Source organism: Acinetobacter sp. WCHAc010052 (genome assembly GCF_002165295.2).
Lineage (GTDB): Bacteria > Pseudomonadota > Gammaproteobacteria > Pseudomonadales > Moraxellaceae > Acinetobacter > Acinetobacter chinensis.
Window position 1 is genome coordinate 3,493,640 of the sequence record NZ_CP032143.1, and the last position, 20,417, is coordinate 3,514,056.

Sequence of the window (20,417 nt, forward strand, 5' to 3'; positions counted from 1 at the left end):
AGACATAAAAAAAACCGCAGTTGATGCGGTTTTTTTTACAGCGCTCAGGACTTATTTTGCCTGACGCTCTTTTTCCACCAGGTAAGTGACGACTTCAGTGACTTTTGCATCTTCGCCCTGAACCACGTATTTACCGTTCACCACCACAGCCGGAACACCCGTCAGCTGATACTGTTTAGACAGCTGGTTCGCCTGTGACACTTTGGATGTAATGGCAAAAGAGTTGAACATACTGTTGAATTTAGCTTCAGGAATGCCGTATTTCGTAAAGAATTTTGCCTGAGATGCCTGATCAAAAATCTGCTGTCCCTGAACATGAATGGCATTAAGCAATGGAATGTGAGTTTTCTTACGGACACCCAGTGCCTCAGAAACATAATAACCACGTGCACCCTGTTCCCATACAGGATTCATTGCCGCAGGTGTACGTACAAAATATACGTCTTTTGGCATTTTTTTCAGCCATGCCTGCATATGCGGTTCAAGTTTGAAACAATGCGGACACCCGTACCAGAAGAACTCACGTACTTCAATTTTACCTGGCAGTTCTGACTTCCCCGGATTGGCAATTACCGTGTAATCCTTACCCGCTTCAAAACTGGCTGCCATCGCGCTGCCAGAAAATGCAATCACTGCTGTGGCAAGACTGCCCAAAAGGAATTTTTTCATTGACCTTGTCTGTCCTCTTCATCGTTATGATTAGCTTATTCGAACACTATAAAACATTTACACTGATTTCGTTTTCATTCTGTGAACTTTTTTACGGGTTTTATCGCTTTTTCCAGAATAATCGCTACACTAGCATCGCATAGACCTTTTTAAATTCTAATGACTTGATCGAGGTGACCCCCATGTCGCAACTGAATGTTGATCCGCAGGAAATTGCAAAATTTGAAGCCTTTGCGGCCATCTGGTGGGATCAGCATTCCGAGTTCAGACCTCTGCACCAGATCAACCCGCTGCGCCTGAACTGGATTGATGAATTTTCCGGTGGCATTCAGGGTAAAAAAGTCCTCGATGTCGGCTGTGGTGGCGGTATTCTGTCGGAAAGCATGGCACGTCGTGGTGCAACTGTTCTGGGCATTGATATGGGTGAAGCACCTCTCAATGTCGCCCGCATTCATGCGGAACAGGAAGGTGTGGCAAATATTGAGTACCGTCAGATTCCTGTGGAACAGCTCGCTGAAGAACAACCGGGACAGTACGACGTCGTGACCTGTATGGAAATGCTGGAACATGTACCAAACCCTGCCTCGATTATTCAGGCCTGCCATAAACTGGTAAAACCAGGCGGTCATGTATTCTTTTCCACGATCAACCGCAATCCCAAGTCCTATCTGTTTGCCATTATTGGTGCTGAATATGTGTTGCGCATGCTGGCTAAAGGCACACATGACTATCATAAATTCATTAAACCATCAGAACTGGCGCATGATATCCGTAGTGCAGGACTGCAACTGAAAAATATGACCGGTCTGCATTTCAACCCGATTACCAAGCACTACTGGCTTGCACCAAATGTCGATGTCAATTACATGGTTCACACCACAAAAGCAGGTGAAGCATGAAAGCCGTTCTGTTTGATCTGGATGGAACACTGATTGATACCGCAGCCGATTTTATCCGTATCATTCAGGAAATGTGCCGTCAGGAAGGCAAAGCCGTTGTGGATGCTGAGCTGATCCGTACACAGGTGTCCGAAGGCGCACGTGCAATGGTCAAACTGGTCTACCCTGAACTTGAGGTTGAAGATCCTGTGTTCCTGGCACATCGTCAGCGTTTTCTGAACCTGTATGGTCAGGATATTGCGGTGGATACCGACCTGTTTACAGGCATGTATCCTTTGCTTGAAACACTGGAACAGCATCAGATTCCCTGGGGCATTGTGACCAATAAACCCCGTGATCTGAGTGAATCTCTGCTGGAAGCCCTGAACCTGACTGAACGCTGTGCTGTACTGATCTGTCCAGAAGATGTCAGCAGAACCAAACCTGACCCTGAGCCGATGTACCTGGCAGCAGAACAGATTCAGATCATAGCCAAAGACTGTATCTATGTCGGTGATCATCCACGTGATATTGATGCAGGACGCAATGCAGGGATGTATACCATTCTGGCTGCTTACGGTTATTTACCATTAGCGCACAAAGATGATCTGAACGCATGGCAGGCGGACTGTATAGTCAACGATGTCGCTGAACTGCAACAGATCATTTATAAACTGGTGGATATTCAGCCGGCTTCAGCGTAATTTAGTGAAATGCAAACATTATAAAAACTGAAGGAGGTCTCCCATGAAATACTCAGAATACCAGCCTCGTCCTGATCTGCTGAAGGATAAAATTATCCTGATTACCGGTGCCGGTGACGGGATTGGTCGCGCAGCAGCACTCAGCTATGCCCTGCATGGTGCAACTGTTGTTCTGCATGGCCGTACACTCAATAAACTTGAAGTTATTTATGATGAAATTGAGGCTTTAGGTGCGCCTCAGCCTGCAATTTTACCTTTACAGCTGTCCACAGCAACATCGCATGACTATGAGTTACTGGTCAGCACCCTGGAACAGCAGTTTGGCCGTCTGGACGGGATTCTGCACAATGCTGGCATACTCGGTGAACGTGTAGAACTGGCACATTATCCAGAGGAAGTCTGGGATGATGTCATGGCAGTCAATCTTCGTGCACCCTTTGTCCTGACTCAGGAACTGCTGCCTTTACTTCAGAAATCAGAGCATGCCTCTGTGGTCTTCGCAAGCTCAGGCGTTGGACGCGAAGCACGTGCTCTCTGGGGTGCTTACTCGGTCTCAAAAATTGCCATTGAAGCGGTCAGCCAGATTTTTGCCAAAGAAAATACATACTCCAATATCCGCTACAACTGTATTAACCCAGGTGGAACACGGACTGCGATGCGTGCCAAGGCTTATCCTGAAGAAGATCCCAAAACACTGCCGACACCTGAAGCCATCATGCCTGCCTATTTATATCTGATGGGCGAAGACAGCCGTCATTTAAATGGTGAAAGTATTGATGCACAGGACTGATGCAATCTGAAACATTCAAAAATGGAGGTTTTGATTCCTCCATTTTTTATATCTGAACAATAGTCTATACAGCACCTTAAAACAGTTGAATCTGTTTCTGATTCACTTATATTGGACGGCATTCATTCTTCCATTCAAACATCGGGGTTTATATGTCTGATTTTAGCAATATTACAGTGACTGAAAATGATGATGGTCAACTGAGCCTGTCCGTTGCAGGAAAACCCATTTCTGAAAAATATGGCGTGACCTTTGAGCCTGGTATTGTTGACGAACTGAAAGCCCTGGTATCGGGTCAAAGCCTGAAACTGTTTGATCAGTTCATATTTTCACATACCGATCTGAATTTTGAACACAGCTATCGCTACGTCACCAGCATGATCAGAGAAGAAGATGAGAACTACCGGGTAGCCACCAGTTTTGTTTACCGCATCACGGCTGAATCTCAGGAACCTTTTGAGCATGTCATTACCCGTCAGGGACAACCGATGTCACCTCAGGATATTCATGAGTTTATCCAGGCGCATATGTTAAAGTCACTGAACGATTATACGGACCTTGCATACGCCTATTGATTCAGACCTGCTGATCAGGGCAAATGCTGCCCTGATTAATCAGACCCGTTTTATAAATCGCATTTTTAAATCAATTACATAATATTATTCGGTTTTACAGTTCATATATTCTTTCCTATGCTTGCTTTCAGCGTCCTTTAACAGCCACTGAGAAGCAAAATGAAAGATCCTGTCCGCAAATCTGATGCGATCCGCTCCATCAAAAATCTGCAGCTGTCTGACAGTTTAATTGTCGCAATGGATGATGCCCATCAGGCACAATGCGTGATTGAAGCGCTTGATTCTTTAAAAGATCTGATTGAACAATGGAACTGAAACAGCTTTCAGAATACCCTTCTGAACAGCTACCCTGAGAAAAAGACAAAAGCTGGAATTTAAACAGAAGAAACTGCTATTCTGTGAATTGTTTCGCAATAAGCGGGATTTTCATTTTTGATGCTTTCACGCATAATATCCTGACTATATCCGCTTTTTTTAAAAAATTACTGATTTATCTTCACAGTTTCTCTGCATTTTTTGCGTACAGTAGATCCAGTAAACAAACGGTCCTATGAGGGTTCAACATGAAAAAGATTTTGGCTGCTTTAGCTATTTCTTTAAGTGCATTGACTGCAAGCAGCCTGACCTCTGCTGCGCCTCACTTTGATGATGACAGTTATGACAATCCACGCGGTTTCAGTAAAGGCCGTGACTATCGTAATTCAGATGATGATGACGATATTCAGGGTAAACGCCGTATGCGTGAAGAACGTGGTGTCCGTCGACTGCAGCAGCACAAATGGCAAACAGGTTATGTCATGCCTCAGCACTATCGTGGCAATGGCTATAAAGTGGAATTCAAAAATCATAATCTCCCAAAACCAGGGCGGAACCAGCAATGGTATAAAATCAATAATGATTACATTCTGGTGGATTCAGATTCCAACAGCATTGTCCGTATTCAGGGCATGTAAATAAATGCGTCATTAAAACCTGGATTTTTCCAGGTTTTTTTATGCGCTGTTTTTATACCGAAAAGTTAATTGCTGATCTTTAAAGCCTTTATTTTCACCACTTCTCCGTTATTTCTTCATGAAGTTCACAATTGCACTATAGTTCCGTCATTCTTTATCTCCACTTGAACGCTATGTTTGAGTTATCAAAATACAGTTCTTTCTGTGGTGAAAAAAATGAAAAAGTTAATTTCAGTACTGGCGCTTTCCCTGGGTGTTCTTTCTGCAACTTCAGCTATGGCTGGTTCTCAGTACAGCCATTATGATGAACATCGCTATCATTCACAGGACCGTCACCATTGGGACAATAATCAATGGAATGACCGTTATCAGCAGCAGAAACGGGTCAACCCAAGCCGTGACTGGCGTGCTGGACAGAAATTTCCCCGCGCTTTTGACAATAACCGATATGAAATCAGTCACCGTGATTCAAACCGTTTAAACCGACCTGGACGTTATCAGCAATGGTACAAAATTAATGGTGACTATGTGCTGGTCAATGAACGCAGCAACCGGATCATCCGTATTGTAGGCTGATCATTGCTTTCCTTTTCAGACACCTGAACCCGTTTCAGGTGTTTTTTTATATTCGCTGTTCCACTCACATCATTTTGAATTAGAATCATCTTAAGAAAATATCTCTGATTCAGATCCGTCATGCACAATTATCCGGCAGAAACATCCCAAAGTACCACCCAGCAGTACGTGCACTGGTTCCGACATTCGGCACCCTACATCAATGCACACCGCGGGAAAACCTTTGTCCTGATGTTTGGTGGGGAAGCTGTACAGCATGAAAATTTTCAGCACATTATTCATGATATCGCGCTGTTGCACTCACTCGGTATCCGCCTGATTCTGGTTCACGGCGCACGTCCTCAGATCAATGAAAACCTCAAAGAAAAACAGATTAAAAGCCCGATCCATATCAACCGTCGTGTAACAACACGCGAAGCTCTGGGCTGTGTGATGAATGCTGTCGGCTCCATACGTCTACAGATTGAAGCCCTGCTGTCGATGGGTCTTGCCAATTCACCGATGTTTGGCGCACGTATCGATGTGATATCAGGCAATTTTATCACTGCCAAACCTTTTGGTATCCGTGATGGGGTGGATTTTCAACTGACCGGTGAGGTTCGCAGTGTGGATACTGCTGCGGTTCAACGGCATCTGGACAACCATAATATTGTGCTGCTTGGACCCACCGGATATTCAACAACCGGTGAGGTGTTCAACTTACTTGCAGAAGAAGTTGCGACCAAAACTGCAATTCAGATTCAGGCGGATAAACTGATTTTCCTGGGCAACCAGCAGGGTCTGTTTGATGAACATGGTCATTTACTGCGGGAAATCACACCACATCAGCTTGATCAGCACATTGCCAAGTTTCAGGATTCCAATTTTGAAATTGCCCTGCATCTGCACAACGCCAAAGAAGCCTCTTTAAATGGTGTTCATCGGGTACACCTGCTCTCCTATGCACATGATGGTGCACTGATTGAAGAACTGCTGACCCGCGATGGACACGGCACCATGATTACCGATGCACATTATGAAGAAGTCCGTATGGCGGGGATTCAGGATGTCGGTGGTCTGATCAATCTGTTGCGCCCGCTTGAGGAAGAAGGAATTCTGGTTTACCGCTCCAGGGAACGCCTTGAAAGTGAAATTGAACAGTTTGCGGTCATTGAACGGGACGGAACCATTCTGGCCTGTGCCGCGCTGTATCCTTTACCGGTTACAGGGAATGAACTGAAGTCTGCCGAGATTGCCTGTGTAGCCGTTCATCCTGGTTATCGTAAATCTAACCGTGGCAGCCAGATTCTGCATTACCTGGAAGAAAAAGCCCGCAGTCAGGGTATTCAACAGCTTTTCATTCTGACCACACGCACAGCACACTGGTTTCTGGAACAGGGTTTTGAAAAAGTCTCTGTCGATGATTTACCCGATGCCCGACAGGCGCTTTATAACTATCAGCGCAATTCAATTGTCTGCAAAAAGCCACTCTGATGTGGCTTTTTCATTATTTGTTATATCTTTATTTCTGAAGTCCTTATCACAAGTACAGATAGCCTGACTGACAGACCCTTATCTTTTTCTTTTATAAGCATATCCGCACCTTAAAAATCATTAAATTTCCATTGAAAAACAATCAGATGAATCATTGTAAATTTATAATTTATCTATTTATAAAATCATTTTTCTGCATAAGCTCTGCATATTTTTATTTATATTTTTTTTAGATTTTAAATCCCTGATTATTTATTTTTTTAGAAATAGATATTTCTTTAGCGTATGCCTGATCAAACATTCTAATTTTTTTCAGGAGTACAGCTCATGTCACATCAACCTGCATTTTTTCAGACCAGAATACTGCTTCTGACTGCTCTCAGTGCAGGAATGATGTTTATCTCAGGCTGTGCTCAACAGAAAAAAGAACAGACCACCCTGAATATCGGGTTTCAGAAATACGGTGTACTTCCTATTGTAAAAGCACGTGGTGTCCTCGAAACCGCACTGAAAAACCAAGGTGTACAGGTGAAATGGGTTGAGTTTCCAGCCGGTCCCCAGCTGCTCGAAGGTCTGAATGTCGGCAGCGTGTCCTTTGGTGAAGTCGGTGAAGCACCTCCTGTTTTTGCACAGGTTGCCAACCCTGACCTGGTGTATATCGCCAATCAGCCCGGTGCTCCGCTTGCTGAAGCATTGATTGTTCCTCATCACTCAGCCATCAGAACGGTTAAAGATTTAAAGGGCAAACGGGTGGTGCTGAATAAAGGTTCCAATGTTCACTATCTGCTGCTGAAAGTCCTTGAGTCCAATGGTCTGACACTGAACGATATTGAGGTGGTGTATTTGCCTCCTTCTGATGCCAGAGCCGCTTTTGAAAAAGGTGCAGTGGATGCCTGGGTCATCTGGGACCCGTTCTATGCCGCAGCAGAACAACAGCTCAATGCCCGGACCATTGCCACAGGTCAGAACCTGGTCAAAAACCATCAGTTTTATCTGGCTGACCGAAAGTTTGCTGAACAATATCCTGATGTCCTGAAAACCGTGGTCAATGAACTGAATACAACCACCCAATGGGTATCTCAGCATCAGCCTGAAGCCGTAAAGCTGCTGGAAAAACCCACAGGCTTACCAACTGATGTATTAAAAACATCCATCGCCCGCATGAGTTTCGGTGTCAGCCCAATTTCTGGCGAGGTTGCCAAAGAACAACAATACGTTGCTGATGCTTTTTATCAGCAAAAACTGATTCCCAATAAAATCAATATTCAGGCAGCTGTTTTAGCGGACAGTTCGTCCCGTTAAGCATGCCATACAGAGGAAAATTCAATGACTCAGTCTACTGCACAGTTTCAGATCACTTCATGGTTAAAAAGCGTGTCTCATGGCATCTCTGCCATGGCAGTCTGCTGTGCAATGCTGGGAGCTTCCTCTGCCTGGGCGGTTGATCCCAGCGTCAAGGAATTGCGTATCGGTTTTCAGAAAAGTGCCATTAACTTTGCCATTGTGAAGCAACAGAAACTCTATGAGAAAGAATTTCCTAATGCAAAAATCACATGGAATGAATTTCCTGCGGGTCCACAGATTTTAGAAGCTCTCGCGGTTGGTTCACTCGATATTGGTGTCACAGGTGACACTCCTCCTGTTTATGCACAGGCAGCGAAAAAACCGCTGTATTACATTGCCTACGAAGCGGCGAAACCGCTTGCTTCCGCCATACTTGTACCTGAAGGCTCAACCCTGACTCAGCTCAGTCAGCTCAAAGGAAAGCGCATTGCGGTACAGAAAGGCTCGAGTGCCCATTACCTGCTGGTCCAGGCTGTTCGTAAAGCAGGTCTGAAATGGACAGATATCCAGCCCATCTGGCTGTCACCTGCCGATGCCCGTGCAGCATTTCAGAAAAGTGCCGTCGATGCCTGGGCTATCTGGGATCCTTATTTTGCCTCTGCACAGCTCGAAGATCAGGCACGGATTCTGGCATCAGGCAAAGGCTTAAGTCCTAACTATACTTTTTATCTGGCATCTCCAGATTTTGTGAAAAAACACCCCAAAGCAGTCAAAGGCATCATTCAACAGATTAATGCAGCTGACCGCTGGGTACAGAAAAACCGGGTCGAAACCGCACAACTGATTAGCAAAAGTACCGGTCTGAAAAGCAATGTCAGCCAGACCTTTATAGACCGTCGCCCACGCCCTTCAGGTGCAGCGCCACTGTCGCCAAAAGTGGTTGCCGATCAGCAGCAGCTCGCAAACCGATTCAGTGAATTAAAAATTATTCCCGGCACCATCAGGATTCAACAAGCTGTCTGGACAGCAAAATAATCTGACATTTTAAATTTAAGGACAATATTCATGAAAATTTTCTGGTTCATTCCCACTCACGGTGACAGTCGATATTTAGGTACCAATAAAGGTGCCCGCCAGGTCGATCATGCCTATATGAAGCAGATTGCAGTGGCCGTAGACAACTTAGGTTATGAAGGCGTGCTGATTCCAACTGGACGCTCCTGTGAAGATCCATGGATCACAGCGGCCAGCCTGATTGATGCGACAAAAAATTTAAAATTTCTGGTTGCATTACGCCCTGGCGTGACCACACCTGCACTGGCTGCACGTATGGCAGCAACTTTTGACCGTTTATCCAATGGTCGTGTATTGCTGAACCTGGTCACAGGTGGTGATGAAGAAGAACTCAAAGGGGATGGCGTCTATGAAGATCATGCCACACGCTATAAAACAGCAGCCGAATACACCACCATCTGGCGTGAAATTTTAACCCGTTCCCATACAGGTGAACCGTATTCTTTTCACGGCGAACGTCTGAGTGTGGATCATGCAAAACTGCTTTATCCACCTGTTCAGCAACCTTATCCTCCACTCTGGTTCGGTGGTTCTTCTGATGATGCTGTTGAGCTTGCAACGGATCAGGTCGATACCTATTTGACCTGGGGCGAACCTCCTGCTGCAGTTAAAGAAAAAATTGAAAATGTCCGTGCCAAAGCGACTGCCAAAGGACGGACTTTAAATTATGGAATCCGTCTGCATGTGATTGTCCGTGAGACAACGGAACAGGCATGGCAGGCAGCGCATGAACTGATCCAGTATGTTGATGATTCAACCATTGCTGCGGCACAGAAAAAATTTAAGCAGATGGATTCTGTCGGACAGCGTCGTATGGCTGAACTGCACAATGGTGACCGTTCAAAACTGGAGGTTTCCCCTAACCTGTGGGCAGGTGTTGGACTGGTTCGTGGCGGTGCAGGCACGGCGCTGGTCGGAGATCCTCAAACCGTTGCAGACCGTATTCAGGAATATGCTGAACTGGGCATTGATACTTTTATTTTCTCAGGTTATCCACACCTGGAAGAATCCATCCGTTTTGCAGAACTGGTATTCCCTCTGCTTCCGATTGAAACACAGAAAAAACTGACACAGCCCAATTTAACCGGTCCTTTCGGTGAAATCGTTGCCAATAATTTTGCTCCCGAAGCGACGAAAGATCCTCAATCGTTAAAGGAGTCTGCATGAGTGCTTTGACTGAGAAAGAACCTTCTCTCGTTTCACGTGGAACAAAACAGCTGGGGCAGCGTCTGCTGCCCTGGATTGTCCCGATAGGCTTAATCCTGATCTGGCAGATTGCCTCTCAGACAGGATTGCTGGAAAGCCGGATTTTACCGGCTCCAACTGCTGTCGTTTCAGCGTTCTGGACACTGCTGGTCAGTGGTGAACTGTGGCAGCATGTCAAAGTCAGTGCCGGTCGTGCCTTATTGGGCTTACTGGTGGGCGGTGGACTTGGACTGATTTTAGGACTGCTGAATGGTTCATCCAGAATTGCGTCCAATTTACTGGATACAACCTTGCAGATGATTCGGAATATCCCTGCACTGGCGTTAATTCCACTGGTGATCCTTTGGTTCGGTATTGATGAATCCGCAAAGCTGTTTCTGGTCGCTGTAGGCGTGTTTTTCCCTGTTTATATCAATACTTATCATGGCATCCGTTCGGTAGACCCACAACTGATTGAAATGGGTAAAAGTTATGGTCTGAACAGATGGCAGCTGTATAAAGAAATCATTTTACCTGGTGCTATGCCCTCCATACTGGTGGGACTGCGTTTCGCACTGGGACTGGTCTGGGTACTGCTGATTGTGGCTGAAACCATTTCGGCACAGTCCGGCATTGGCTATATGACCATGAATGCACGTGAATTTTTACAGACCGATATCGTTCTGGTCGGTATTTTACTGTATGCCCTGCTGGGCAAACTGGCCGATGTTCTGGCGCAATTCTTAGAAAAATATTTACTGCGCTGGCATGCAGGCTATCAAAAATAGGAGCGTATCATGACCGACTTAAGCATAGGACAATATGCAGATCTACGTATTATCAATGAACCTGAAGTTACACCTGAACCAAAAACAGGCGCAGAAATTTCCATAGAACAGCTGCATAAGTTCTATGGTCAGGTCAAAGTACTGGAAGATCTGGATCTCCACATTCAGGCAGGTGAGTTTGTTGCGATTGTTGGACGCAGTGGCTGTGGTAAAAGCACCTTACTCCGTTTAATTGCAGATCTTGAACAGCCCAGCTATGGTGAAATCAAATTCAGATCTTTACTGAATTTCCGTGAAGGAATTACCTCGGATGACATCAGGGTCATGTTCCAGGACCCCCGTCTGCTTCCCTGGAAAAGTATTTTGCACAACACCCAGCTAGGACTGAAAAAACATGATTTTGCCAAAGCTGAGCAACTGCTGGAAAAAGTAGGGCTGAAAGAGAAAGCGGCACTGTGGCCTTCCCAGCTTTCCGGAGGTCAACGGCAGCGTACAGCCCTTGCCCGCGCACTTTCACATACCCCCCGCATTTTGTTGCTGGATGAACCTTTAGGTGCACTGGATGCACTGACACGACTTGAAATGCAGAGTCTGATTGAAAGACTATGGCTGGAACAGGGTTTTACCACTATTTTAGTCACACATGATGTCAGTGAAGCCGTTCAGCTGGCTGATCGGGTGATTCTGCTCGATAAAGGTCATATCGCCAGTGAATTCAGCATTGATCTCCCCCGCCCACGTATTAAAAATGCCGATTTTGCCAGACTTGAACAGCAGATCCTGCATGCCGTTCTTGCAACATAAATCTGTCTCCCTGGAAGCTCTGACAGCACCTGTCATATTCAGAATTCCAGGGGATACATTATAATTTGTTAATATGATTTTTTAATTTATTTAAAGACTGAAAAAACACTATTCCACTATTATTCTGATCATGTTTTATGATGAATATCATAAACTTTTTGAAATACCTTATAAAATTCTGAACACTCATCCTGGAGTGAAAGTTAAGATTATTTTCCTATTATTCTTTTTTATGCAAAACAGACAGCGAATCTACAGAATTAATTATCAATATTCATCAAATTGCAATTTTAGAGCATGCACAAATCTGATGATTTGCCGTACAATTCAGCTTCCCCCCTTTTCATTGCTTTAAGTGTGCAGATGGAACAAAAGAAGAGTACTCAAAAACGGAATCAGCTGCTGAACGCAGCACTGGATGTATTTTCACTGTATGGATTTACCGGGGCCAGTCTGGATGAGATTGCCCAGATTGCAGAAATGCATAAATCCAATATTTTCTATTATTATGAAAATAAAGAAGCGTTGTATGTTGAAGTTTTAACTACCGTTCTACAGAAATGGTTAGCACCACTGCAGACACTGGAGTCAGAACTGGAACCAGCTGAAGCGATCACCAATTATCTGTTGACGAAAATTGAAGTGTCGCGTACTCAGCCGAAAGCTTCACGCCTGTTTGCACTTGAGGTAATTCAGGGTGCTCCGCATATTCTGGAGATTCTGAAAGGACCACTGAAAAAGCTGGTGAAACGTAAAGCGAAAGTCATCACCATGTGGCAGGAACAGGGAAAAATTTCAGCTGAAATTGATCCTGAACTGCTCATCCTGAATATCTGGGCGATTACTCAGAACTATGCTGACTTCGCTGTTCAGATGGAAATGGTGACAGGAAAAACACTGCGTAACCGCAGTATGCAGCAGCGCATTATTCAGCATACCGTACATATGATGCTGTACGGTATTTTACCTCGCGACGAAAAATAAACTGGCTCAGGCATACGACCATAGAAATCTATGGTCGCCAGAAATTACAGGTCACTTACAGGCTTTGATATAATTTTAATAGTTTCTGTGCTCCCAGCAACAGATTCTCTTCCCAGTCGAGATGGGCAGTATCATCTGCACCATCGGTAATATATTTTACGGAAATTAAGCGCACACCGAGTTTTTTACAGACTTTTGCCAGTGCATAACCTTCCATATCCACCAGCTGACATGCAACTTTAGGTCTGCCGGTTTCAAAACTGTCACCTGTACCACAGATTCCTTTAGGCAAATCTGCAAAACTGCATTCCAGGGAAATCTCCGCAGGAAAATCAGTATCCATCGGTGTCTCACCCACCTGAAAGCCCAATGGAGAAACATCCATATCACGCTGCACAAAAGTCTGCACTTCCACCAGTTCGTGTGCCTGAAAATGCGTACTGCCTGCTGTACCCAGATTCAGTAATGTTTTACAGCCTGTTTTCTGGATCACTTCAAAGGCTTTAAACGCTGCATTGACTTTACCAATCCCACTGTAATGTACGTCTATACCGGCCTGTTCAAACAGACCTTTGGATTCACTGGGTAAAGCCATGATCAGAGCAAAATCAGTTTTCATAACACCGCACACGATTAAATTTGTGCGTTATTAAAAGACAAAAACCGCACCGGTGCAATGTTGCATCGGTGCGGCTGATTGATTCGGTTCAGAGTCCTTTCTGCTCACGTTCCAGCAGGCTTTTCAGACAGGGTGAAAAGAACAGATGCCCCTGATACATTCCTCTCACTGTTTTCGCCATGACCATGACCCACAGCAGCATCAGAATGGCAGCAAAGCCCAGTCCCGTATCCACAATAAACTCAAGCTTCAGCTGATGACCTAAATTAAGAACAGCCAGTGTAAATACACCCAATGGGAAGGTCAGCCCCCACCAGCCCAGGTTAAACGGTAACTCATTCACAGCATGTTTCAGTGTGGTCAGAACCGCTATCGCAAACCACCAGATACCAAAACCCAGCAGGATAAAACTTGCAACGATGCCTGCCTGCTGGAAGAACACACCCAATTGCTGCATCTGAATAAATGCCAGAACCTGTGGTGCCTGTTCACCCAGAACCAGCAGTGCCAATGCCCCTGTTCCAATCGGTCCCAGTGCCAACCAGCCACTGATGGCCAGTTCTTTACCGGGCAGTTTATGCAAAGCCAGGCGCAACATCAGAATGGTCAGTACCGCAAAGGCCGGTAATACAGACATCCCCCACAGCACATAACCTGCAAATAAAATCCCAACCGCTTCCTGCCCCGCAGGTAAATGTGCCACCAGTAAACCGCCTGACGTTGCTGCAACCTCACAGGCTACAATCGGCAGTAACCACATTGCTGTCATGGTCCGCAGCTCATGCTGCTGATAGTTGAACATGCAGAACGGTACAATGATGCCAATCGCAACAGCCAGCACAACATCGGTATACCAGAGCACCTGGGCAATCTGAACCGCGACATCACCATACAGAGGCAATCCAAACTTCAGAAAGCCGTTCAGCACCGTTGCGAGCCCCATTGGGATTGTGCCTAAAAACAGTGCCATGCTTGAGTGGGAAAAAATCTGCCGTGCTTCATGAGGATAGATCAACCACCGCAATAAATATAAAATACTGAATACGCTGAACAATACGGTATTGATTTGCCATAACAGGGTCGCAATACGCAGCAGCAGTTCGTGTGCAAATGGAAATTCAGGTAAAATCAATGCCACCACACCTGTCCCCATAGTGACGGTAAACCAGTTTGGCGTAAACTGGCGGATCACTTCTCTGGGATGGTGTAACTGATAAAATGGCTTTTGCATGGTTTTTTCCTCAATTCAGCAGATAAATTGATCATACCAACGTCTTATAATAAATAAAATTGATTAATATTCATAAAATGAATCAGTTTTGCTTATATAAAACTGTAAATCTCATAATTTTCTGAGTAAAAACACAACAACAGGACGAAATTGTGAGAATATGGCAAAATATATCCTTTCAAATTTTATGCTTATTTTGAAATCATGAAGCTGTTACGTCTAAATGCCTTAGCACCGAATTTGCAATTGCCACCGACCGCTGTGACGATCGGCAATTTTGACGGTGTCCATCTTGGGCATCAGGCGATGATTGCCCAGCTGAAAGACATTGCTCAGCAGCAGCATCTAAAAACACTGGTCATGATTTTTGAACCACAGCCCCTGGAATTTTTTAAAGGCTATGAAGCACCACCTCGCATCAGTTCACTCAGAGAAAAAGTAGAATATTTAACTGAACTGGGTGTCGACTATATTGCGATTGCCAAATTTGATAATCAGTTCCGCAGTTTAAGTGCTCAAAGCTTTGCAGACCTGCTTAAATTTAAACTCAATACCAAAAGCCTTGTTTTAGGCGAAGATCATCATTTTGGTAAAGACCGCCAGGGCAACAGTGAATTTTTAAAACAATACGGCTTTAATGTTACCAATTTAAATAATGTGGATTGCGACGGTGAGCGTGTCAGTTCCACCCGTATTCGCCAGGTACTGCAGGCAGGTGATTTAGCTCTTGCTGCAAAATTACTGGGGCGCCCATACAGCATGACGGGTCGTGTACAATATGGCGACCAGATTGGGCGGACGCTGAATTTCCCGACCATTAATGTACGCATGGGACGTCATCGTCCATGTCTCAATGGTATTTATGGCGTGGATGTGGTCTGTGAAACCATGCCACTGACCGACAAAGTCAAAGCAGACAATCCTGCTAAGCCAGGCATTCAGGGTTACCAGGCAAATGCACTTTATGGTGCAGGTCATGTCGGTACACGCCCTGCGATCAAACAGGAACATCCTGAATGGCGATTAGAAGTACATTTTCCTGATGTTTCTGCTAATCTGTACGGTCTGTTGATGCGGGTCACTTTCCTCGACTATTTACATGGTGAATTAAATTACCCATCTCTTGAAGCGCTACAGGCGGGGATTGATGATGATGTCGAGCGACTGCTTGAGTTTCGTAAAAACACCCCCAAATTTCCTTTTTAAACCAGATTTTTTATTGTAAAACGCGTCAGCAATGGTGCTGATAATATTGGAAGACAACTTGCATGAGCGATAAGCAAACTCCTGAAAATGCTGTGGATTACAAAGCCACGCTGAATCTACCAGGTACTGAATTTGCGATGAAAGCAAATCTCGCAGTACGTGAAGCGAAATGGTTGGAAGAGTGGTATGCCGACAACATTTATCAGCAGATTCGTGCATCGCGTATTGGCAAGAAAAAATATGTGCTTCATGACGGTCCTCCGTATGCAAATGGTCAGATCCATTTAGGTCATGCAGTCAATAAAGTCCTAAAAGACATCATCATTAAAAGCCGTGTCATGGACGGTTTTGACGCGCCATATGTACCAGGTTGGGACTGCCACGGTCTGCCAATCGAACTTAAAGTCGAAGAAAAAGTCGGTAAAGTGGGCGTTAAAGTTGATGCCTCTACTTTCCGTAAAGCATGTCGTGAATATGCCAACACACAAATCGAATTACAGAAAAAAGATTTCGTGCGTATGGGCGTGTTTGGTGATTGGGACAAGCCTTATCTGACCATGAACTTCAAACAGGAAGCGGATATCGTTCGCTCGCTGGGTGAAATTGCCAAAGCTGGTCATATCGAACCAGGTCTAAAACCAGTCAACTGGTGTTTAGACTGTGGTTCTTCACTTGCAGAAGCAGAAGTCGACTATAAAGATAAAAAATCCGATGCGATTGACGTCGGTTTCGGTGTGGTTGATCTTGCTGATCTATCTGCAAAAGTTGGTGTGACTGTATCCAACCCTACAGACATCGTGATCTGGACGACTACGCCTTGGACACTGCCTGCGAACCAGGCGGTTGCCCTACATGCTGAGATTGAATATCAACTGGTTGAAGTTCAAACTGAACGTGGTACACAAAACTTAATCTTAGCTAAAGATCTGGTTGAATCTGCGTGTGAGCGTTACAAACTTGAAAATCCAAAAGTATTGGCGGACTTTGTCGGCGCAAAACTTGAGAATTTAAAACTGCAACATCCATTGCTTGCAGAGCGTCAAGTGCCTGTGATTTTAGGTGAGCACGTGATCGCGACTAGTGGTACAGGTGCTGTACATACTGCGCCTGGTCATGGTGTGGACGATTACAAAGTTGGCTTACAGTACAACTTAAAAGTAGACAATCCTGTAGGCGGTAATGGTGTGTATTTACCGACTGCACCGATTTTTGCAGGCGAACATATTTACAAAGCCAATCCACAAATCATTGCAGCATTGAGCGAAAACAACAAGCTTTGGGCACATGTGCCAATCATGCATAGCTACCCACATTGCTGGCGTCATAAAACTCCGATTATTTTCCGTGCAACACCGCAGTGGTTCATCAGCATGGACAATAAAGGCTTACGTCAGGACGCTTTGAATGCCATTGAAAATGAGATCGGCTTTGTCCCTGACTGGGGTAAAAACCGTATCCAATCAATGATCGAAGGTCGTCCAGATTGGTGTATCTCACGTCAACGTACCTGGGGTGTGCCAATCCCATTCTTCGTGCATAAAGACACCAATGAATTGCATCCACGTACCCCTGAATTGATCGAAGAAGTTGCCAAACTGATCGAACAGGAAGGGATTGATGGTTGGTATAACCGTGATGCGTCTGAGTTTATTGGTGCAGATGCCGAGCAATACAATGCAGTACGTGACACTTTAGACGTATGGTTCGACTCCGGAACAACGCATTATGCAGTACTTCGTGAACGTGAAGAATTGCAAGATCCTGCTGATTTGTATCTTGAAGGTTCAGACCAACATCGTGGTTGGTTCCAATCGTCATTGTTAACATCAATTGCAATCAACAAACGTGCACCATATAAAGCCCTTCTTACTCACGGTTTCGTGGTGGATGAGAAAGGTCGCAAGATGTCTAAATCAATCGGGAATATCATCACCCCGCAGGACATCATCAAAGATATGGGTGCAGATGGTTTACGTTTCTGGATTGCTTCTGCGGACTACCGTTATGAAATGACGGCAGGTAAAGAAATCTTCAGCCGTGCGTCTGATGGCTACCGCCGTATCCGTAATACTTTACGTTTCTTGTTAGCAAACTTGAATGGTTTCAAACCATCGACAGACTGCTTACCTGTAGATCAATTGATCGCACTTGATCAATACATCCTGCAACGTGCGGCTGATGTACAGAAAACCATTCAGCAAGCTTATGAAGATATGAATTTCCATATCGTCACCAATGCTTTGACCAATTTCTGTATCAATGACTTGGGTGGTTTCTATTTAGACATCATTAAAGACCGTCAGTACACGACTAAAGCAGACTCGCAAGCGCGTCATTCTGCACAAACTGCCTTGTATCATTTGGTTCAAGCATTTGTACGTTGGATGTCACCAATCTTGAGCTTCACAGCACAGGAAGCATGGCCGTTGATTCCAGAACAGTCTGAAAAGTATGTGTTTACTGCGGAATGGTATGATATTCCAGTGTCATCGACTGCAAACCTGATCTCAGAAGCAGACTGGCAAACCTTGATCTCTGTTAAATCAGCCGTGAACAAACAGATCGAAGCAGCACGTAATGCCAAACTGATCGGTTCAAACCTGTCTGCCAAAGTTGAAATCTGGGCAAATCCTGAGTTGAAAGCGGTATTGGATCAATTGGGCGATGAACTACGTTTTGTCTTGATCACTTCAACTGTGATTGTAAAAGACTTTGATGCTGTACAAGGTGAAGCAACTGATCTTGAAGGTTTACGTGTTCAGGTGTCTGCTGCTGAAGGTGAAAAATGTGCGCGTTGCTGGCATGTTCTTCCTGATGTAAATACACATCTTGAACATCCAGGACTGTGCGCTCGTTGTATTATCAACCTTCCTACAGGTCAAGGCGAAGAGAGAAAATATGCCTAATCCACAGAATAAAAAGGGTTTATTTGAGTTTTATCCGCACAATTTAATGTGGCTTGGACTTTCTGTCCTCGCCATCATTATTGATCAGTGGACTAAAAACATTGCAAGTACACATCTGACTTATGCAGACCCTGTACCTGTATTGCCCTTTTTAAATTGGACATTGCTGCACAATTACGGCGCAGCCTTTAGCTTTTTGTCCGATGCAGGTGGATGGCAACATTATTTATTTACAGGCCTGGCAGGCATTGTGTCGATCATCTTTATTTTCTGGCTGATGCGTATGCCGAAAAGTACGGTGGTTTTGCCCATGGCCATTGCTTTGATTCTTGGTGGTGCGATCGGTAATCTGATTGATCGTATCTGCCTGGGTTATGTGGTCGATTTTATTCATGTGTTTTACCAGAACAATCACTTTCCTGCATTCAATATTGCAGACAGTGCGATCACTTTAGGCACCATTTTATTGTTAATTGATACTTTCTTTTTAGAAAAGAAACGTATTCAAAATGCGGAAAGCGCAAAATGACTGAAGAAATTATTAATCCCAATGAAGAAACCCGCGTTGCGGATGGCTCAAAAGTAGATCTCCATTTCTCTGTTGCGATTGAAAATGGCGTTGAAATTGACAATACCCGTAGCCGTGAAGAGCCTGTGAGCTTAGTCATGGGTGATGGCAGTTTATTGCCAGGTTTTGAAAAAGCGTTATTTGGTCTTCGTGCAGGCGACCGTCGTACGGTCAGTCTTCCGCCTGAAGATGCTTTTGGTCCCTGGAATCCTGAAAATGTGCAGAAATTTGACACTGTAAAATTCGAACAGCGTCCTGTTGAAGGTCACATGATGGAGTTTGAAGATAAAGCCAAACAAAGCTTATTTGGTGTCATCAAAACTGTAGGTGAAGACATTACTGAAGTGGATTTCAACCATCCATTGGCAGGTAAAAATATTACTTTTGAAGTGGAAATTTTCAAAGTGACTCCTGCTGGTCAGCAAGGTGTGAAATTGATGTAAACCATCAGTTGAATAAGTTAAAAGAAAGCTCCTGAGGGGGCTTTTTTTATGACTGATTCTGCTATAAATCACTACATAATCCTCCTGTTCAATCAGGATTTTTCATCATAATTTAAGAACATAACAACAGATCAGGACAGAACATGAATATTTTTATTATTGTAGGCAGCATTCGTGAAGGCCGTGTTGCCATTAAAGTTGCCGACTGGTTAGCCGCAGAAATTAAAAAACTCGAATTCAGTACCCTCAATGTAGAAACTGTAGATTTAAAAGAATGGGATCTGCCTTTTTTTGCAGGGAAAAACTCTCCCGCGACAGGCATTTATGATCAGCCAAAACAGCAGGAATGGGGCAATAAAATTGCATCTGGAGATGCATTCATTTTTATTACGCCCGAATATAATCACGGCTACAGCCCTGTACTGAAAAATGCCATCGACTATGTCTATAAAGAATGGCAGGGAAAACCATCCGCCTTTGTCAGCTATGGTGGAACCAATGGCTCACGCTCCATTGATCAGCTGAAGCAGGTCTGTGGATTTATGGGCATGATAGATTCCAATGCCGTCATAGAGCTTCGTGATATTTTCAGCAGAACCAGAACAGAAATTTTTGAGCCAAATGAATTTGATACTAAAGCAGTTAAATCTGTGGTCAATAAACTGATTCAATATGCAAATGTCTGACTCGACACTGATGTAAGCGAA

22 protein-coding genes are annotated in these 20,417 nt (G+C 44.5%); 19 read left to right on the plus strand and 3 right to left on the minus strand.

Annotated elements, in window-relative coordinates:
- Positions 1-51 precede the first annotated feature (51 nt).
- The gene (locus CDG61_RS17070; protein WP_087551099.1) at positions 52-669 is read right to left on the minus strand and encodes a thiol:disulfide interchange protein DsbA/DsbL; all 618 of its coding nucleotides are present in this window, start codon (positions 667-669) and stop codon (positions 52-54) included.
- Between the two features lie 182 nt (positions 670-851).
- Between CDG61_RS17070 and ubiG the strand changes: the two genes are divergently transcribed.
- The 14 genes from ubiG (at position 852) to CDG61_RS17135 (ending at position 12,737) form a co-directional block, all read left to right on the plus strand.
- Positions 852-1,568 carry a bifunctional 2-polyprenyl-6-hydroxyphenol methylase/3-demethylubiquinol 3-O-methyltransferase UbiG gene (gene ubiG, locus CDG61_RS17075; protein ID WP_087551098.1) on the plus strand — a complete coding sequence of 239 codons (717 nt, stop codon included), beginning with the start codon at positions 852-854 and terminating at the stop codon, positions 1,566-1,568.
- Positions 1,565-2,251, plus strand: a complete 687-nt coding sequence (locus CDG61_RS17080) for an HAD family hydrolase (RefSeq protein ID WP_087551097.1) — start codon at positions 1,565-1,567, stop codon at positions 2,249-2,251. Before ubiG ends, CDG61_RS17080 begins: the two co-directional genes overlap by 4 nt.
- A 43-nt stretch (positions 2,252-2,294) precedes the next feature.
- Positions 2,295-3,041 (plus strand): YciK family oxidoreductase, encoded by a 747-nt coding sequence (locus CDG61_RS17085; RefSeq protein WP_087512917.1) that lies wholly within the window; start codon positions 2,295-2,297, stop codon positions 3,039-3,041.
- A 152-nt stretch (positions 3,042-3,193) separates the two neighbouring features.
- Complete coding sequence (locus tag CDG61_RS17090) at positions 3,194-3,616, plus strand: hypothetical protein (RefSeq protein WP_087551096.1); 423 nt, start codon at positions 3,194-3,196, stop codon at positions 3,614-3,616.
- 159 nt (positions 3,617-3,775) lie between these two features.
- Positions 3,776-3,931, plus strand: a complete 156-nt coding sequence (locus CDG61_RS17550; RefSeq protein WP_171405618.1) for a hypothetical protein — start codon at positions 3,776-3,778, stop codon at positions 3,929-3,931.
- A gap of 248 nt (positions 3,932-4,179) precedes the next feature.
- A complete protein-coding gene (locus tag CDG61_RS17095) occupies positions 4,180-4,569 on the plus strand; it encodes an RcnB family protein (RefSeq protein ID WP_087512915.1) in 390 nt (129 codons plus the stop codon).
- Between the two features lie 216 nt (positions 4,570-4,785).
- The gene (locus CDG61_RS17100) at positions 4,786-5,145 is read left to right on the plus strand and encodes an RcnB family protein (protein WP_087551095.1); all 360 of its coding nucleotides are present in this window, start codon (positions 4,786-4,788) and stop codon (positions 5,143-5,145) included.
- Positions 5,146-5,265: 120 nt separating this feature from the next.
- On the plus strand, positions 5,266-6,618 hold the full coding sequence (gene argA, locus CDG61_RS17105; RefSeq protein ID WP_087551094.1) for an amino-acid N-acetyltransferase: 1,353 nt from the start codon (positions 5,266-5,268) through the stop codon (positions 6,616-6,618).
- A gap of 327 nt (positions 6,619-6,945) precedes the next feature.
- The gene (locus CDG61_RS17110) at positions 6,946-7,920 is read left to right on the plus strand and encodes a sulfonate ABC transporter substrate-binding protein (protein WP_087551093.1); all 975 of its coding nucleotides are present in this window, start codon (positions 6,946-6,948) and stop codon (positions 7,918-7,920) included.
- 93 nt (positions 7,921-8,013) lie between these two features.
- The gene (locus CDG61_RS17115) at positions 8,014-8,937 is read left to right on the plus strand and encodes a sulfonate ABC transporter substrate-binding protein (RefSeq protein ID WP_228199647.1); all 924 of its coding nucleotides are present in this window, start codon (positions 8,014-8,016) and stop codon (positions 8,935-8,937) included.
- A 30-nt stretch (positions 8,938-8,967) separates the two neighbouring features.
- Positions 8,968-10,143, plus strand: coding sequence for an FMNH2-dependent alkanesulfonate monooxygenase (ssuD, locus tag CDG61_RS17120; protein ID WP_087551091.1), 1,176 nt, complete (start codon positions 8,968-8,970; stop codon positions 10,141-10,143).
- On the plus strand, positions 10,140-10,949 hold the full coding sequence (gene ssuC, locus CDG61_RS17125; protein ID WP_087551090.1) for an aliphatic sulfonate ABC transporter permease SsuC: 810 nt from the start codon (positions 10,140-10,142) through the stop codon (positions 10,947-10,949). The genes ssuD and ssuC overlap by 4 nt, the downstream gene beginning before the upstream one ends.
- Before the next feature lie 9 nt (positions 10,950-10,958).
- On the plus strand, positions 10,959-11,753 hold the full coding sequence (locus CDG61_RS17130) for an ATP-binding cassette domain-containing protein (RefSeq protein WP_087551089.1): 795 nt from the start codon (positions 10,959-10,961) through the stop codon (positions 11,751-11,753).
- 363 nt (positions 11,754-12,116) lie between these two features.
- Positions 12,117-12,737 carry a TetR/AcrR family transcriptional regulator gene (locus CDG61_RS17135; protein ID WP_087513008.1) on the plus strand — a complete coding sequence of 207 codons (621 nt, stop codon included), beginning with the start codon at positions 12,117-12,119 and terminating at the stop codon, positions 12,735-12,737.
- Between the two features lie 55 nt (positions 12,738-12,792).
- Here CDG61_RS17135 and CDG61_RS17140 read toward each other — a convergent pair whose 3' ends face one another.
- Positions 12,793-13,356, minus strand: a complete 564-nt coding sequence (locus CDG61_RS17140) for a 5'-nucleosidase (protein WP_087551088.1) — start codon at positions 13,354-13,356, stop codon at positions 12,793-12,795.
- Positions 13,357-13,444: 88 nt separating this feature from the next.
- Positions 13,445-14,587, minus strand: a complete 1,143-nt coding sequence (locus CDG61_RS17145; protein ID WP_087551087.1) for a TDT family transporter — start codon at positions 14,585-14,587, stop codon at positions 13,445-13,447.
- A gap of 204 nt (positions 14,588-14,791) precedes the next feature.
- On the opposite strand from CDG61_RS17145, the gene ribF reads away from it, so the two are divergent.
- From ribF to CDG61_RS17170, 5 genes are all read left to right on the plus strand, one after another.
- A complete protein-coding gene (gene ribF, locus CDG61_RS17150; protein WP_087551086.1) occupies positions 14,792-15,793 on the plus strand; it encodes a riboflavin biosynthesis protein RibF in 1,002 nt (333 codons plus the stop codon).
- A 62-nt stretch (positions 15,794-15,855) separates the two neighbouring features.
- The gene (gene ileS, locus CDG61_RS17155) at positions 15,856-18,699 is read left to right on the plus strand and encodes an isoleucine--tRNA ligase (protein ID WP_087551085.1); all 2,844 of its coding nucleotides are present in this window, start codon (positions 15,856-15,858) and stop codon (positions 18,697-18,699) included.
- Positions 18,692-19,228, plus strand: a complete 537-nt coding sequence (gene lspA, locus CDG61_RS17160; protein WP_087551084.1) for a signal peptidase II — start codon at positions 18,692-18,694, stop codon at positions 19,226-19,228. The genes ileS and lspA overlap by 8 nt, the downstream gene beginning before the upstream one ends.
- The gene (locus tag CDG61_RS17165; protein WP_087551083.1) at positions 19,225-19,710 is read left to right on the plus strand and encodes an FKBP-type peptidyl-prolyl cis-trans isomerase; all 486 of its coding nucleotides are present in this window, start codon (positions 19,225-19,227) and stop codon (positions 19,708-19,710) included. The genes lspA and CDG61_RS17165 overlap by 4 nt, the downstream gene beginning before the upstream one ends.
- A 143-nt stretch (positions 19,711-19,853) precedes the next feature.
- The gene (locus CDG61_RS17170; protein ID WP_087551082.1) at positions 19,854-20,396 is read left to right on the plus strand and encodes an NADPH-dependent FMN reductase; all 543 of its coding nucleotides are present in this window, start codon (positions 19,854-19,856) and stop codon (positions 20,394-20,396) included.
- The last annotated feature ends 21 nt before the right edge of the window (positions 20,397-20,417 follow it).

Coding starts and splice junctions, on each gene's coding strand:
- CDG61_RS17130 (WP_087551089.1), top strand. CDS start 10,959: ATGACCGACTTAAGCATAGGACAATATGCAGATCTACGTATTATCAAT.
- lspA (WP_087551084.1), top strand. CDS start 18,692: ATGCCTAATCCACAGAATAAAAAGGGTTTATTTGAGTTTTATCCGCAC.
- CDG61_RS17085 (WP_087512917.1), top strand. CDS start 2,295: ATGAAATACTCAGAATACCAGCCTCGTCCTGATCTGCTGAAGGATAAA.
- CDG61_RS17165 (WP_087551083.1), top strand. CDS start 19,225: ATGACTGAAGAAATTATTAATCCCAATGAAGAAACCCGCGTTGCGGAT.
- ileS (WP_087551085.1), top strand. CDS start 15,856: ATGAGCGATAAGCAAACTCCTGAAAATGCTGTGGATTACAAAGCCACG.
- CDG61_RS17110 (WP_087551093.1), top strand. CDS start 6,946: ATGTCACATCAACCTGCATTTTTTCAGACCAGAATACTGCTTCTGACT.
- CDG61_RS17115 (WP_228199647.1), top strand. CDS start 8,014: ATGGCAGTCTGCTGTGCAATGCTGGGAGCTTCCTCTGCCTGGGCGGTT.
- ubiG (WP_087551098.1), top strand. CDS start 852: ATGTCGCAACTGAATGTTGATCCGCAGGAAATTGCAAAATTTGAAGCC.
- CDG61_RS17070 (WP_087551099.1), bottom strand. CDS start 669: ATGAAAAAATTCCTTTTGGGCAGTCTTGCCACAGCAGTGATTGCATTT.
- CDG61_RS17135 (WP_087513008.1), top strand. CDS start 12,117: ATGGAACAAAAGAAGAGTACTCAAAAACGGAATCAGCTGCTGAACGCA.
- CDG61_RS17080 (WP_087551097.1), top strand. CDS start 1,565: ATGAAAGCCGTTCTGTTTGATCTGGATGGAACACTGATTGATACCGCA.
- CDG61_RS17140 (WP_087551088.1), bottom strand. CDS start 13,356: ATGAAAACTGATTTTGCTCTGATCATGGCTTTACCCAGTGAATCCAAA.
- argA (WP_087551094.1), top strand. CDS start 5,266: ATGCACAATTATCCGGCAGAAACATCCCAAAGTACCACCCAGCAGTAC.
- CDG61_RS17550 (WP_171405618.1), top strand. CDS start 3,776: ATGAAAGATCCTGTCCGCAAATCTGATGCGATCCGCTCCATCAAAAAT.
- ribF (WP_087551086.1), top strand. CDS start 14,792: ATGAAGCTGTTACGTCTAAATGCCTTAGCACCGAATTTGCAATTGCCA.
- CDG61_RS17170 (WP_087551082.1), top strand. CDS start 19,854: ATGAATATTTTTATTATTGTAGGCAGCATTCGTGAAGGCCGTGTTGCC.
- CDG61_RS17095 (WP_087512915.1), top strand. CDS start 4,180: ATGAAAAAGATTTTGGCTGCTTTAGCTATTTCTTTAAGTGCATTGACT.
- ssuC (WP_087551090.1), top strand. CDS start 10,140: ATGAGTGCTTTGACTGAGAAAGAACCTTCTCTCGTTTCACGTGGAACA.
- CDG61_RS17100 (WP_087551095.1), top strand. CDS start 4,786: ATGAAAAAGTTAATTTCAGTACTGGCGCTTTCCCTGGGTGTTCTTTCT.
- ssuD (WP_087551091.1), top strand. CDS start 8,968: ATGAAAATTTTCTGGTTCATTCCCACTCACGGTGACAGTCGATATTTA.
- CDG61_RS17145 (WP_087551087.1), bottom strand. CDS start 14,587: ATGCAAAAGCCATTTTATCAGTTACACCATCCCAGAGAAGTGATCCGC.
- CDG61_RS17090 (WP_087551096.1), top strand. CDS start 3,194: ATGTCTGATTTTAGCAATATTACAGTGACTGAAAATGATGATGGTCAA.